This window comes from Candidatus Roseilinea sp. NK_OTU-006 (assembly GCF_012931985.1).
In the GTDB taxonomy this organism is placed as follows: Bacteria; Chloroflexota; Anaerolineae; order J036; family Brachytrichaceae; genus JAAFGM01.
This window is the reverse complement of the sequence record NZ_JAAFGM010000031.1, coordinates 20,764-36,136: the sequence shown is the minus strand read 5'-3', so window position 1 is coordinate 36,136 and position 15,373 is coordinate 20,764. Positions and strand designations below refer to the sequence as shown.

The 15,373-nt window shown below is 61.6% G+C and carries 9 protein-coding genes; 1 reads left to right on the top strand and 8 read right to left on the bottom strand.

The window, feature by feature from the left end; all coding sequences use genetic code 11:
• Positions 1-781 precede the first annotated feature (781 nt).
• Complete coding sequence (locus GXH28_RS13230) at positions 782-4,903, top strand: AAA domain-containing protein (protein WP_169239506.1); 4,122 nt, start codon at positions 782-784, stop codon at positions 4,901-4,903.
• 99 nt (positions 4,904-5,002) lie between these two features.
• Here the strand turns inward: GXH28_RS13230 and GXH28_RS13225 are convergent, their stop codons facing one another.
• The 8 genes from GXH28_RS13225 to GXH28_RS13190 form a co-directional block, all read right to left on the bottom strand.
• On the bottom strand, positions 5,003-6,205 hold the full coding sequence (locus GXH28_RS13225; RefSeq protein WP_169239505.1) for a M20 metallopeptidase family protein: 1,203 nt from the start codon (positions 6,203-6,205) through the stop codon (positions 5,003-5,005).
• Between the two features lie 43 nt (positions 6,206-6,248).
• Positions 6,249-7,979 carry an alpha-glucosidase gene (locus tag GXH28_RS13220; protein WP_169239504.1) on the bottom strand — a complete coding sequence of 577 codons (1,731 nt, stop codon included), beginning with the start codon at positions 7,977-7,979 and terminating at the stop codon, positions 6,249-6,251.
• Positions 7,980-8,327 (bottom strand): hypothetical protein, encoded by a 348-nt coding sequence (locus GXH28_RS13215; protein ID WP_169239503.1) that lies wholly within the window; start codon positions 8,325-8,327, stop codon positions 7,980-7,982. It lies immediately after the preceding gene.
• A 104-nt stretch (positions 8,328-8,431) separates the two neighbouring features.
• Positions 8,432-9,481, bottom strand: coding sequence for an ABC transporter ATP-binding protein (locus tag GXH28_RS13210; RefSeq protein WP_169239502.1), 1,050 nt, complete (start codon positions 9,479-9,481; stop codon positions 8,432-8,434).
• A gap of 6 nt (positions 9,482-9,487) precedes the next feature.
• Positions 9,488-10,627 carry an ABC transporter ATP-binding protein gene (locus GXH28_RS13205; RefSeq protein ID WP_169239501.1) on the bottom strand — a complete coding sequence of 380 codons (1,140 nt, stop codon included), beginning with the start codon at positions 10,625-10,627 and terminating at the stop codon, positions 9,488-9,490.
• A gap of 12 nt (positions 10,628-10,639) precedes the next feature.
• Complete coding sequence (locus GXH28_RS13200) at positions 10,640-11,776, bottom strand: ABC transporter permease (protein ID WP_169239500.1); 1,137 nt, start codon at positions 11,774-11,776, stop codon at positions 10,640-10,642.
• 37 nt (positions 11,777-11,813) lie between these two features.
• Positions 11,814-12,800, bottom strand: a complete 987-nt coding sequence (locus GXH28_RS13195; RefSeq protein WP_169239499.1) for an ABC transporter permease — start codon at positions 12,798-12,800, stop codon at positions 11,814-11,816.
• A 204-nt stretch (positions 12,801-13,004) separates the two neighbouring features.
• Positions 13,005-15,104: an ABC transporter substrate-binding protein gene (locus GXH28_RS13190; protein ID WP_169239498.1), complete on the bottom strand. Its 2,100-nt coding sequence runs from the start codon at positions 15,102-15,104 to the stop codon at positions 13,005-13,007.
• Positions 15,105-15,373: the final 269 nt, after the last annotated feature.

Sequence of the window (15,373 nt, the reverse complement as noted above, 5' to 3'; positions counted from 1 at the left end):
CATCCTTCTCCTGGCGATACAGGGCATACAACTGCTCGACGCTCTCAGCGATCTCAATCGGTTGTCGCGGTCGTCCTGTTCTCATACGCCAAGTTTATTTAGCACACCTTGACTCCGCAAGCGGTATAACAACCACTTCCAACGGCTAGCCCCCTACGCAGCCCGCCGCTGAACCGGGCCATTGGAAACCGGAGGACACCACGGGAGCATGGCCAAGGAGGAGCTGGAGAAACGGAATGCTCTTTTCCGGCAGGAGGACAGGATGCCTACATCAAAACGCTTTTAACCGAGTGTTTGCAATAGGGCACAACATCGCCGTAATCGCCGGCGAGGCGCACCGCCAGCCCGCCTCCGCCGGTAGTACGCAAGTATTGGTTTGTCCCTTTATAGTGGAAAAGTGACGAGCAAGCCTATTGAAACAAGCAAAGCGAGGTTTATTGCGCCTCCCATGAAGTCTTTGGCGGAATAATCGGCCTTGTTTTCGATGTAGGTGCTCGGCCGAGCATACTTGGGTCAATGTCTCCCCCTTCCCCATCCTGCTCTGTTGCGGCATAGGCCAAAATGATTTACGTGGCAGAACTTTTTTACTGGCAAGATCAGCAAAGTTTTCCCTTTCAAAAGCTGCGGTTGCTTGGCGCCCAAATGTGTTATACACCTATGCAATGGCAAACAAGGTTGACGATAAGTGAAAGGCGGGCTAACCCGCGCTTGCATCTGACGCCGCTCCGCGACGCAGGGGAAGCGCAAGCCGTTGAGTATCTCACTATGCAGGCAATCATCTATGGTCGGTGCTCGATTGACTGAACCTCAGCCCGTGGACTTGAATCCGGAGATTCGCCGCATTGTTGATGACGCGCGCAATGTATGGATGCGCCGGTTGATCGACCACTCGCGAGCGAACGCGCTCCTCTTCTACCGCGACCTCAAGGTCGGCACCCTCGACCTGACTGCAGCGACGAAGGCGGTAGGCCGTCTGCTGGCAGGCGAGGAACTCAAGGTCGAATCGCTGGTCTCACTGGGACGGTATGCGGATAGCCCTGATCCCATCGCACCGCCCCAGGCCGAAGCCGAGGCGCACCGGAAGGTACGAAGCGCGCTTGTAGCGCTCCAGCGCAAGGCGTTGAGCAACCTCGAGGAGAAAGGTATCGAGACGCTTCACCTGGCAATGGGGATGGCTACCTGGCCTGCCTCCGATGGTGGGCGGCCATACAATGCGCCCGTGCTGCTGCTACCGGCCCGAATCAAGGCGCGCGGCCGGACAGGCAACGACCTGCGACTTGCAGTCGCGGGCGAACCACACATCAACCCGGTGCTTCTATATGTGCTCGAGGAGGATTACGCGATCCGCATCGACGCGTCCGCAATGCTCAGCGAGTGCGGCGGCGAAGACGAATCCGGGCAGTGGCATATCAACCCAGAAAAGGTGTTTGAGCGCATTGAGCGCGCGGCCACAAGCATACCGAGCTTCGGGGTAACGCGGCGCGTGGTCCTGGCCAACTTTCAGTTCGCGAAGATGGCCATGGTCGAGGATCTGAAGAGGAATGGGGACGCCATAGCTTCGAGCGTCATCGTTGCGGCCATCGCCGGCCATGTGCCCTCACGACAGAAGCTGGCCCAGGCGGTGGTCAACATCGAACCTCGCCAGTTGGATAACCGGCCCGCTTCCGATGATTACTTGGTGCTCGATGCAGACTCCTCGCAGCATCGTGTCATCGTGCTTGTGGGCAAAGGGCAGAACGGTGTCATACAGGGGCCACCAGGGACTGGCAAGAGCCAGACGATCTCGAATCTCATCGCGCAGAGCATCGCCGAGGGGCGCCGCGTGCTCTTCGTCGCAGAGAAACGGGCGGCGCTGGATGCGGTCATCAAACGGCTGAGCCATCCGGATGTGGGGCTCGGCCATTTGGTGCTCGATCTACACGGCGCATCGGTGTCGCGGAAGGAGGTGATGGCGCGGCTTGCACACGCACTGGAGCAGATACGTCATGCGCTGCCGGCGGACGGAGCCGAGGCGGTCCATCGGGAATTTGAGGTTCGGCGCAAACAATTAAACGAACACGCGCAGCGGGTGAACCAAATTCGCCAGCCGACCGGACTCAGCGTGAACCAGATGATCGGTAGGCTGGTCCGCCTACCGGCAGCAGCGAACTGTGCGCTTCGATTCCGTGGAAAGACACTGAACGAGCTGACGGCTGAGCGCGCAAGCGAGGTAAGGCAGTGGCTCCTTGAGGCTGCCGCCAATCCGACTCTGTTCCTCGGCATAGATCCCTCGCCGTGGAACAACGCAGATATCAAGGACAATAGTCGTGCCCAGGAAGCATTAGACCTGGCTACCCAAGCGGCTAATGAACTCTGGCCTGAGTTCGAGCGGCTTCTCGAACAGCGAGTGAACCAGCTTGGCGTTCGGTCACCGCAATCGCTCGGTGAGGTTGCTGCGTTCTTGTCCATCTTCCGCGATGTCCGAAGCATCCGAAAGCAATACGGCGGCGAGATATTCTTGTCGAATCCCGGTGAGTTGGCAAAGGCGCTTCAGCCTGCAGCAGCCGGATGGTTCGCCCGTATACGGGCGTTCCTGACCAACCCGCTATACCGCGCCGCGCGCAAGCGCCTGCTCGCGTTGCGCAGAGAACGGGCGCCGACCGCAACGCTGCGACAGGAAGCGTTGCAAGCCGAGGACGTCCTCCGCCGTTGGAAAGCCTTTGCGCCATCTTCAACCGTGCCTGTTGAGGCGGACGCTGAAATCGAACTCATTACTGCGTTCGACGCCCTCAACGAAGCGACAAAGAAACTTGGGGCCATAACGGAAGCAGGTCCATTTGACGACATGCCGCTTTCGGCAGCAGGTGAACGGCTGCGGGACCTCGCCGCCGACCGACAAACGCCGTTTCGCTTGCCAGGCATCCACGCTCTTCGATTGCGCCTCAGCGAGAAGGGGCTCGGCGATTTTGTCGCTGATCTTCGCAAGCAGGGTGTTGCTGCTGAGCACTGGCCGGCGCGATTCGAGTATGTCTGGCTTTACTCGGCGCTGGAGCAAGCGTTGGGATCCGACCCAGCGCTCGCTTCGTTCAACGGCCGCACCCACGAGCAGATCATCGAGGATTTCGAGCATCTGGATCGTGAACGCATCCGCCTAGCAGCTCAGCGCGTACGCAGACTCCATGGCGAGCATGCGATCGAAGCGATGAACCGCCACTTCGACCAGGCAGATTTGGTTCGGAGAGAGACGGCCAAGAAGTCACGGCACATTCCGCTGCGCGAATTGTTGGCCCGCGCGCCTGATGTTCTCACGCGGATCACGCCTTGCTGGGTCGCAAGCCCGCTGTCGGTCAGCCAGTTGCTGGATAGTAGCAAACGCCATTTTGACATTGTGATCTTCGACGAAGCAAGCCAGATTCTTCAAGAAGAGGCGGTCCCGGCGCTCTACCGCGCAGAACAGGTGGTGGTGGCGGGTGATCGGCACCAGTTGCCACCTACAACGTTCTTTGCGACGGTCGTCGAAGGTGCGGATGAGATCCCTGATGAGGATAAGACGGGCAAGACTGCTGACGCGATTCTTGGGTTTGAGAGCCTGCTCGATACGCTGGAGGCCTTCCTCCCCAACTGGCTTTTAGAGTGGCACTACCGAAGCGAAGACGAGCGCCTGATAGCGTTCAGCAACGCCCACGTGTACTCAGGTCGGCTCGTAACCTTTCCGAGCGCGCGTGGTCAGGAGGTAATTCGGCACATTCTCGTACCACACGACCCCGGGTTAGGTGAACAAGAGGAAAGTGCATCGCGGGAAGTCGAGGAGGTCGTGCGCCAAGCGCTGCTACACGCGGAGACGCGGCGGCACGAGTCCCTCGGCGTCATCACTATGGGCATCAAGCACGCAAACCGCATACAGGCTGCACTGGACCGCGCCCTCGACCGGCGGCCCGACCTCGCGGACTTCTTCTCGCTCGACTGCGAAGAGCGTTTCTTTGTCAAAAACCTAGAGACCGTGCAGGGCGATGAGCGTGATGCCATCATCTTGTCGATCGGCTATGGCAAAACGGCGAACGGCGATCTGCCGCATCGCTTTGGTCCGCTCACCCAGGACGTCGGTTACCGCCGCCTGAATGTAGCTATCACTCGGGCGAGGCGTCGGATGTGCGTCATCAGTTCCTTCTCCCACAACGAGATCGATCTGAATCGCTCCGGAAGTCGGGGCGTGCAGTTGCTCAAAGCGTATCTGGAGTACGCTGCTAGTGGAGGCACGCGCCTGCCCGAGGTCGAGCGCGCAGGAGAAATTAGCCTCAATCCATTCGAGGCCGACATCCGCGACGCGCTGGAGGCTAAGGGGATCAAGACACGGCCCCAGTTCGGTGCGTCTCGCTATCGCATTGATCTGGTCGCCATGCATCCGAAGAAGCCGGGGCGGCCGGTGCTCGCGATCGAATGCGATGGCGCGTCGTATCATTCAAGCGCCACCGCGCGGGACCGCGATCGGCTTAGGCAAGCTCATCTCGAGCGGCTGGGCTGGCAGTTTCACCGCATCTGGTCAATCGACTGGTTCTACCACCGCGAGCGGGAGATTGAGCGCGCGATTGCGGCATACGAGGAGGCTGTCCGCTGGGCGGATCGGTCGGATGGCGATACCTGCCCCGGGCAAGCTCCGGGCGGAGCTCAACCCATGACGCAGGCTCAGCAGCAACCAGTCGTACGACAGCGCAGGCCACGGCCGCCCGTGCCAGCGCGCGAGACGATCGACCAGTACAGTGACCGCGAATTGCGGCAGATCGCCGAGTGGATCGCATCCGACGGTTTGCTACGCACGGACGAGGAACTCATCCGTGAGATTTTCGAGACGCTGCCATTCCAGCGGCTAGGCAACCGAATAAGAGAGCGCCTGAAGATAGTCGTGGAGACGATGCGACGGGGTTAGCGAACTCGGAGGTTGCCGTGATGAGCAGGGATACGCGCTGCCGTCCAACAACGGCATGTAGCGGACGGCGCTGAGCGCCGCCGATAACGCACACCACGCCTACGCCGCGAGCATGCGTAGGGCAGCGGCGGTCAGCAGAGCAGCCGATAAGGGCAGCGCATCCTCGTCAATCTGAAATCGGGGGCTATGGTGTGGCTCGGTCATCCCCTTGGCGCGGTTACCCGCCCCGACGAACGCGTACACGCCGGGGACCGCTTGAAGGAAGAAAGCACAATCCTCGGTGGCCATGATGCGATAGTCGCTGCGAACCCGCTGCGGGCCCACCAAAGCCGCCGCCGTCTCGCGCACGAGGCGGGCCAATGCCGGGTCGTTCACCGTGGCCGGCGTGCTCGGCTCCGCGAAGGTCACGGCGGCCTCCACACCCAACCCTGCGGCGACCTGCGCCACGATTTGCTGGACGCGCACCCGCATCAATTGCATGACCGATTCCTCAAACGCGCGAAGGGTGCCTTGCAGTTCAACCACATCAGGAATCACGTTCGGCGCGGCGCCGCCATGGATGCAGCCCACGGTCACCACGCCCTGAGCCATGGGATCAACGTTGCGCGCCACGATGGTCTGAAGCGCGGTGATGATGTGGGCAGCGGCTACGATTGGATCCGCGCTCAGGTGCGGTGCGGCGCCATGCGCGCCGCGCCCGCGCACGGCAATGCGGCAGGTGGCGCTGGCCGCCAGCGTCGGCCCATCGGTCACGCCGACCGTGCCGACCGCTTCAGTAGCCCACACGTGCATCGCCAGCACGCGGTCCGGCGCCGGATCGGCCAGCACCCCATCGTGAATCATGGCCAATGCGCCGCCGACAACCTCCTCGGCCGGTTGAAAGACGAACTTCGCCACCCCACCCCACTGATCACGATGACGCGCCAAAAGCTCAGCCACCCCCAGCCCAATCGCCGTGTGCGCATCGTGGCCACAAGCGTGCATCTTGCCCGGATATTGCGACTTGAACGGGACGTCCACCGCCTCTTGGATGGGCAACGCGTCCATGTCGAAACGCAACATTAAGGTGAGCGGACGATCGGTTGCCCCTGTGCCTTTCAGCAGACCCACCACGCCGGTTCGGCCGATGCCGGTTTGCACCGCATAGCCCAGGGCGCGCAACCGCTCGGCAACAATGCCGGCAGTGCGCACCTCTTGAAAGGCCAGTTCGGGATGCTGATGGAGATCGCGCCGCACGGCGATCAGGGAATCGCGCATCGCTTCGGCTTCGGCGCAAATCTGAGACAAAGACAAGGACATCATAGGCTGTGCCTCCTCAACGAACGGGGCGCATTGGGGTTGAATCTCAAGATACCGCAGGCCCACCGCCGACCTGGCCGATGAACACCTCGAACGGCGCCAACGCCAACGCCGCCAGGGAGACAGTCTGGCCCTCGCGCTCGTGAGAGGAGAACAGGCAATGCGCTGTGGGCCAAGGCAGAGCCAAACCGGCCACCTGCGGCTCGGCCGACATGTTCAAAACGACCAAGCAGGCGCGATCAGCGCCGGGATCGCGGCGGAGAAAGGCCAGATAGGTCTCGGCATCCTCGTTCACCGGCATGTAACCGCCGGACAGCAGCGCCGGTGTGCGCTTGCGCAGGTGGATCAACCGCCGGTAGAAGTTCAGCAGCGAGCGAGGGTCGTTGGTTTGGTCGGCCACGTTGACTCCGTGGGCATAGTTGGAGTTGACGGGCAGCCATGTCTGCACGCCGGGCGGGCTGAAGCCGGCGTTGGGCGCGTTGGCCCATTGCATTGGCGTTCGGCAGCGGTCGCGGGTCATGCGCGCGGCCATGCCCATCGCCGTTTCGGGCGAGAGGCCATCGCTCAAGGCGAGGTGGTAGAGGTTGATCGCCTGGTTGTCGCGCAATTGGTCGAAGCGTTCCAGCAAGAGATCGGTCATGCCGATCTCCTCGCCATAGTACAACACCGGCGTGCCAGGCAGGGTGAGCAGCAGCGCTGCATTCACCCGAGCAATCGAGGCATCGTGTTGGCCATCGCCGAAAGCACTCCAGAGGCGCGTCGAGTCATGGTTACCCAGCGTGTTACACGGCCACGCGCCGGGCGGGAGCTTGCTCAACCGATCGGCCTGATTGGCGCGCACCCAAGCGGGCGTGAGCCGATTCGTGCGCATGAGCGGGAAGTTAAACACAAGGTGCAGTTCGTCATCGCCGTTGCCATAGTAAGCTGGGTCGTCGTCCTCGCCGATCAGCACGCGGTCGCCGGGATACGTATCCACCAGCGCCCGCAACTCCTTCATCACGGTGTGCACCTCGGGCCGGCCAAACTGATACCTGAACATGACCATGAGTTCGGCCATCAGCGCCTGCTGCTCCTCCGGCGGGCGATTCTCGCGCCAGGCGCGCAGCATCTCAATTTGTGAGAGGCGAGCGGTGTGGTTGGGGTAGGCCGGGTCCTCAAAGAGGGTGCCGATGGCATCCAGCCGAAAGCCATCCACGCCCATGTCCAGCCAGAAGCGCACCGCTTGCCACATGGCCGCTTTCACCTGGGGATTGCGCCAGTTGAGATCGGGCTGTTGTTTGAGGAAGAAGTGATAGTAATACTGGCCGGTGGTGGGATCGAACTCCCAGGCCGAGCCGCCGAAGACGGAGTTCCAGTTGTTGGGCGGGCCGCCGTCGGGCGCCGGATCGCGCCAGATATACCAGTCCCGCTTGGGGTTATCGCGGCTGCGGCGCGACTCGATGAACCAGGGATGCTGGTCGGAGGTGTGGTTGAGCACCAAATCGAGCACCACGCGCATGCCGCGGGCGTGCGCGCCATCGAGGAAGCGCTTGAAGTCATCGAGCGTGCCGTACTCGGGCGCGACGCCGGTGTAGTCGGCGACGTCGTAGCCCAGGTCGGCGTTGGGCGAGGGGAAGTGGGGCGAAAGCCACAACGCATCCACGCCCAGCGATTGCAGATAGTCCAGCTTCGCGATCATGCCGGCGAAGTCACCGATGCCGTCGCCGTTGCCGTCGGCGAAGCTGCGCGGGTAGATTTGATAGAAGATGGCGCGTTGCCACCAGCGCAGGTGAGCCATTCAGATGATCTCGTAGATGAGCAGTATCATCAGTTGGATTGCGATGGTCACGGCAAAGACCTTCCACGAGCGCGGCCGGCCCAGGTTCAGGCGGTGCCACTCGCCGGTGCCGATGGCAAAGGCGATGAACCCAAACGCCAGGACCGGCAACAGGCAGTGACCAATCGCATCAGCCGATTCGTAATCGCCGCCGCCGAACCGCCCGGCGAGGCGCGCATAGATCAGGTAGTAGAGCTGGCGCAGGACATATACTTCCCACAGACCGAGAGCGACCGTGATCAGCCACAACACGAGCGCCAGCCCGGCGATCAGCACATCCTTCGCTCGGAGCTTGTGTTCGAACGGCACAAACGATCCTCTTACGCCGAGGACGACGTGGGCATATCTTGGCCTGGCGAGACCGGCCTCCTCGCGCAGTCGCCCGACCCATGCCGGCGCAGCATCGCCCTGGACTAGATCCCCTTCAGTTGAAGCTCCTCCGCACGGTGGCACGCCACCCAGTGATCGGGCTTCAGTTCGCGAAAGGCCGGCGCCTCGGTCTTACAGCGATCCACGGCATAGCGGCAACGCGGGTGGAAGTAGCAGCCACTGGGAGGATGGGCGGGGTCGGCCACATCGCCCTGCATAATGATGCGCTCCGACTTATAGAGCGGATCCGGTTTGGGCACGGCCGAGAGCAGCGCCTCCGTGTAGGGATGCAGGGGATTGGCGTAAAGTTCCTCTGCGCCGGCCATCTCCGCCACCTTACCCACATACATCACGGCCACTCGGTCTGAGATATGCTGCACCACGCTGAGGTCGTGGGCGACGAACAGGTAGGACAGGTTAAATTCTTTTTGCAAATCCTGAAGCAGATTCAACGTCTGCGCCTGAATGGAGACATCCAGCGCAGAGACCGGCTCGTCGCACAGCACCAAGCGCGGGTTCAGCGCCAGCGCGCGCGCGATGCCGATGCGCTGGCGCTGGCCGCCGGAGAATTCATGCGGGTAGCGGCGCAAGTGGTCAGCGCGCAAGCCGACGCGTTCCAGCAGATTAACGATGATCTCCTCACTGCGCCCCTTCTGATATTTGCCGTGGATCACCAGCGGCTCGGCGATGATGTCGGCCACCGTCATGCGCGGGTTGAGCGAATTGATCGGGTCCTGGAAGATCATCGCGATCTCCTGGCGGACCTTGGTCATTTGCTCGCGATTGAGTTCGAGCAGGTTGACCATGCGCGGCTGGCCGTCAGGGGAGAGAACGCGACTTTTAAAGAGCACCTGGCCGGCCGTCGGCTCATACAGGCGGATGATGGAGCGGCTGGCTGTGGTCTTGCCGCAGCCGCTCTCGCCGACCAGCCCTAGCGTCTCGCCCTCGCGCACGTATAGGCTGACGTCGTCCACCGCTTTGACGTAGCCGACCACGCGCCGAAGCAGCCCTTTCTGGATGGGAAAGTATTTCTTCAGCCCGTGGACATCGAGCAAGAGATTGTCCACCTTACCGTTCTGCGCAACCTCTGCCATAGCCGTTCACTCCTCATATAGCAAGCAGCGCACCCAGTGGTTGTCGCCGACATTGGTCCAGTTCGGGATAAGCTTGTCGCACTTGCCGGCCATGAAGGCCGGGCAGCGCGGATGGAACACGCATCCGGTCGGCAAATTGAGCGGATCAGGCACCATGCCCTCAATCGAGGCCAACCGCGCGCCGGTCTTTGGGCCGAGCTTGGGCACCGACTGCAACAACGCTTGGGTGTAGGGATGCTTGGGGTTGTAGAACAGATCCACCACCTTGGCGCGTTCCACCTGTTTGCCCATGTACATCACCACGATCTCATCGGCCATGCTGGCGATCACGCCCAGGTTATGGGTGATGAACATGATGGCCATGTTGGCCGTTTGCTGCAGCTCGCGCATGATGTCGAGGATCTGCGCCTCAATGGAGACATCGAGCGCGGTGGTCGGCTCATCGGCGATGAGCATGTACGGCTCGGTGGAGAGCGCGATGGCGATCATCACGCGCTGGCGCTGGCCGCCGGAGAGTTGATGGGGATAGCTATCCACGCGCTGCTCGGGCTTGGGGATGCCCACCCGCCGCAGCATCTCGATGGCGATTGCCCGCGCTTCGTCCTTCGTCACCGGGCGGTATTCCATGATCTTCTCGACCATCTGATCGCCCAGCGTCTTGACCGGCAGCAGGCGATGCAGCGTGATCGCCTCGTTCAGGTGCGCACCGGCGGTGTAGACCGGGGTGAGCGAACTCATCGGCTCTTGGAAGATCATGGCGATCTCGCCCCCGCGGATCTGACGCACCAACTCGCCGTCGGGATCGAGCTTGGTCATGTCAATGACCTCGATGTCTTTGGTCTTACCGTCCTTGCCGGGGTAACGCGAGTAGCGGTAGTAGAGGATCTCGCCGCCGGTGATTTTGCCGGGCCGGGGCACCATGCGCAAAATGGCGCGCGCGGTGACGGACTTGCCGCAGCCGCTCTCGCCGATGATGCCGACGGTTTGTCCGCGCTTGATGTCAAAGGTCAGGCCGTCCACGGCCTTCACGACGCCACCGCGGATGTTGAATTCCACCTTGAGGTCGCGCACTTCGATCAAGGTTTGGCGCACATCGGTCGGCCGGTCAGACGTCTCCAGGGATGTAGCAAGTGAGGGGGTGCTCATGGGTGATCTCCTCTAGCGGCCACTATACGGGTCAAGCGCGTCGCGCAGGCCGTCGCCAAGCAAGTTATAGGTGAGGATGGTGAGCAAGATGGGCGGCACCACCCACAGCAGCCAAGGGGTAAAGCGAATGGCCCGCACGGTGGCCGCATCTTGCAGCAAGGTGCCCCAACTCGTGAGCGGCGGGCGCAGGCCCAGGCCCAACCAGCTCAGCGCCGTCTCGGCCAGGATCATGCCGGGAATCGAGAGGGTCGCGATGACAATGACATGGCTCATGGTGCCCGGCATCAGGTGGCGAAACATGATGCGCCGATCTTTGGCGCCGAAGCTCTTGGCCGCCAGCGCATATTCGCGCTCGCGCAGCGAAAGGATCAACCCGCGCACCTGACGCGCCAAGCCGCCCCAGTTCAGGAAAGCCAAGATCAATGTGAGCATGAAATACACCACAATGGGCGACCAAAACGCCGGGATGGCCGCCGAGAGCGCCATGAACAGCGGGATGTTGGGAAAGGCAGCCAGGAACTCGGTGAAGCGTTGCACGAACATGTCCACCGCGCCCCCGTAGTAGCCGGAGATCACGCCCAGCGTCACGCCCAGCGCCAAGGTCAGGAATTGGCCGATCAAGCCGATCATCAGCGACAACCGGCCGCCGTACATGATGCGCGTGAAATAGTCGCGCCCAAGTGCATCGGCGCCCATGATGAAGATGCGCTGCTCCTTCTGATCCGCCTCGATCCCGAACAGGTGAATGTTCATCGGGAACAATCCGAACAACCGGTATTCGTCGCCCTGCACGAACAGCCGGACGGGATACTTCCGGTCGGTATTGATCTCCCAGGTGCGCAGGCGCTTCACCGGGTCCACCTTGCGCTCTAAACCGTAGATGAACGGCGCCTGGAACTGGCCGTTCGCATCCACGAAGCGAATCGCTGTCGGCGGCGCTTCCACAAAGTTGCTGCGGTTCTCCAACTGGTAGGGGGCTATGAACTCAGGGAGCGCCACGAACGAGACATACAACGTCACTAGCAAGATCAACCCCAGCACGCCCAGTTTGTTCTTCTTAAAGCGGTACTTGACCAAATCAAAGTAGCTTTGCCCAACTGAGCGCTGCTTGGCGACCGGAAACGCTGAGGGTGCGGTTGCAACTGCCATGGCTGCACTATCTCCTCCAGGAAACATCAGGGGCGGCCTATTCCAGCCGAATCCGCGGGTCCACCCACGCTAGCAACAAATCCGCCACCAGATTACCCACCAACAACATGATCGTCAAGAAGACGATGCATGTGCCGGCCAGATACATATCCAGCTTGCGCAACGAGTCCACGAATACCGGGCCGATGGTCGGCAGGTTCAGCACGATAGAGACCAGCGCCGAGCCGACCACGATGCTGGGGAACACTTCCGATCCGAGGATGGTGATCAGCGGGTTGATTGCGATGCGCACAGCGTGCTTCCAGGTCACCGTACGGCTCTTCAGTCCGCGGGCGCGCGCTGCCTCAACGAACGGTTGGCCAAGCGTATCCAGCAGGTTACCGCGCATGATGCGCACCAGGCCGCCGATGCCGGTGACGGCGGCGATGAGCGCCGGCAGCCAGAGATGCCCCAGCAGATCCATGAACTTCGCGAAGCTCCACGGCGCATCCTGGAACTGCGGCGAGAACAGCCCCGTCACTTCCAGGTTGAAGACGATGATCGCGAAATACATGATGATCAGCGCCAGCAAGAAGCCGGGCATGCCCAGGCCGATGAAGCTGATCACCGAGATGATTTGGTCGGTCAGCGAGTATTGTTTCACCGCGGAAATCACACCGAGGGGGATAGCCAGGAACCAGGTGATCAGCGTCGTGGCCAGGGCGAGGACGACCGTGTAGCCCAACCGCGCACCGAGGATCTCGCCCACCGGCCGCTCGAACTCAAATGATTCGCCGAAGTCGCCGCGCAAAAAGTTGGTGGCCCAGTTGATGTAACGCTCGAGGAAGGGCTTATCCAACCCGTAGCGCCGGCGCAGCATCTCCACTTGCTGCTCCGCGCTGCGGTCGCCGCGCGCACGAAGCTGCTCCACTTTTTGGGTGAGGAAATCGCCGGGCGGCAGTTCGATGATCACGAAGCTGACGAAGGACACCAGCACGATCATGATCAGCGCATACCCCACACGACGGATGAGATAGTTCACCATAAACCCCTCTCGCTCAGCCGCCTCACAGAGGCTCCACAATTGATGAGCGCCGGCGCACCGCCCCGCTCAGGACCGGTGCGCCTTGCGCATTCGTTTTATGCAGATGCCAAGATACCCACGATAAGAGTGGGCAATGCGGCAGAGGTCTAGGTTCCCACTCTGCCGCACTGCCACATCTCAACGTGCAATCCGCCTACATCAAGGCTACTTGTCCATCCACCACGTCGCAGGGATCTGGTTGCCGGGGGTTGCCGGCGCCCATGGACCGACCACGCCGTAGTCCAGGATGTTGCGCATGTAGTTCTTGACGATGATCGGCATCGGTTGGTCGCCGGCCACGCCGATGACGAACGGCCCTTCCTCGATGATCACGTCAATCGCCTCCCAGACCACTTTGTGGCGATCCTCGATGGTCTTGGTCCGCAAGCCCTTCTCATAAAGCGCCTGCAGCTTGGCGGCCGGGCTGCCATCTTCGGGTTTCACGCCGCAGGAGTACGGCTGACCCTCGACCGGCTTGCACTGGTCTTTGCCGCTGGCATACCACCGTCCCTCGAGCGGGAACATGTAGCGGTTGACGATCGGGAAGATCCAGTCCGGATACGTCCAGATGTCGATCTCCGAGATGTGCGCGCCGCGCAGCATGTACTGGCCTTCGTTGGTGCGAGTGTCCAGTTCGGGCTGGCCCTGCAGGTTGTTCACCTTGACCTTGATGCCCAGGTTGGCTTCCCACTGCGCTTTGGCTTCGGCAGCGGCATCTACCTGCACCTTCAAGCTGCCGCCCCAGTCGCTGATGTCGAGCACCAGCTCGAAGGGCTTGCCGCTGGGCAACGTGCGGAAGCCATCCGCGCCCTTCTTCATACCGATCTCGTCGAGCAGCGCGTTGGCCTTGTCCGGGTCGAAGTTGGCGTAGGCGCTCGCCCACTTCTTGTAGACTTCCTGGCCCTCCGGGCTGGCGAAGTGCCACGACTGCGGGCTGATGGTGGCGCCTTTGGCTTCGCCGATGCCGCCCCACACCACATCAATCATGCGCTCGCGATCCAGGCCATGCGAGAGCGCCTGGCGGAAGCGCTTGTCGCGCAGCAGCGCGCGAATCTCGGCAGCCATCTCCGGCGTGTCATCCGGATAGTTCTTGCCGCCCTCAACGTAGTACTGGTTGACCATGTAGCCCGGCCACGCGCCGGCGCCGTTCATGTAGTTCTCCAGGAAGCGGTAGTTGCCGGCCTCGGCCTTTTCGCGCAGCAGCGGTATCTCATTCGGACTGCCACAGATGCGGAACGCCGTGTCATAGCGGCCCTGCGCGCAGTTCAGGATGCGCACCTGCTCATCCTGCACGATCTCCACAGCAATCGCGTCGATATACGGCAACTGGTTGCCTTGCTCGTCCACGCGCCAGTAGTAGGGGTTGCGGGTGAACTTGTAGTTCTGGCCATCCTGCGAAAGCTCGGTGAGACACCACGCAAACAAGCACGGGAATTCGGGGTTCAGCCACCACTGGTCAGCCTTCTGCAGGTCGTCGTAGGTCTTATCCGAGGCATACTTGGGGTGGAACTGCTTCAGGTAGTGCGCCGGCTTCATCATCGGGTTGGCGAACTCCCAGAAGCCCTGCGCCATATAGAAGGGGTTGATCCACATGGGCTGATCGGACTTCCACACCACGGTGTAGTCATCGGGGAATTCCATGTCAATCAACGAGCCGTCGGACTTGCGCAGCCAGGCGGGGCGGCTGACGGTGCCCTTGTAGTTCTCGTCCAGCACCATGTCCTCCCACCAGAACTTCCAGTCGGCAGTGGTGTAGGGCTGGCCGTCGGACCACTTCAGCCCCTTGCGCAGCTTGAGGGTGAAGGTCTTGCCATCCTCCGACCACTCGTAGCTCTCGGCCAGGCCGGGCTCGTAGCCGGTCAGGTCGGCCTTCCACTTGATGGGCGGCTCGGAGATGTAAAGCAGCACGTTGCCCACACCCGGCCACCAGCTTGCGGTCTGGATGGTGCCGCCGTACTTGCCGATGGCTTCGCGGACAGGGGTCACCACCGGCTTCTCAGGCAAACGCTGATCCACGGGCGGCAACTTGCCCTCGGCCACCAGCTTGGCCAGATCAGGTGCCTCCTTGAACTTGGTCGTTGGGGGCAACGTGGGCACGGGTGTCGCTGTGGCTTCCACAACTTGAATGGCTGCGGTGGGTGCGGCAGGGGGTTGGGTAGGTGCCGCGGGGGCGGTCGTTGGCGCAGGTTGCTCGGCTGGCGCACCGCAGGCGGCCAGCATAAAGGCCATGCCCGTCACAAGAGAGATCAACTTTCCCTTTCTCATTATGCTCCTCCTTGCAATGTTCACGTGTGTTGGCTCATCTCACTTCTTGGATTTATCTAGCGGAATGCACACGAATCGCCTCAAGCGGGCGAGCGAGGCGAAAGAGAGAAATGATCCATGAATCACCTTCACTCAAACATACCTCCTTCCTCCTTGTTAGGACGTTTTGCTCAGGCACCGGGCCATTGCGTTGACCACATCGGCCACGCGCGCCGTGGGCGCATTGAATTAAATCGGTTTTAGCCACGGCAGGCGGATTTGTCAAGTCG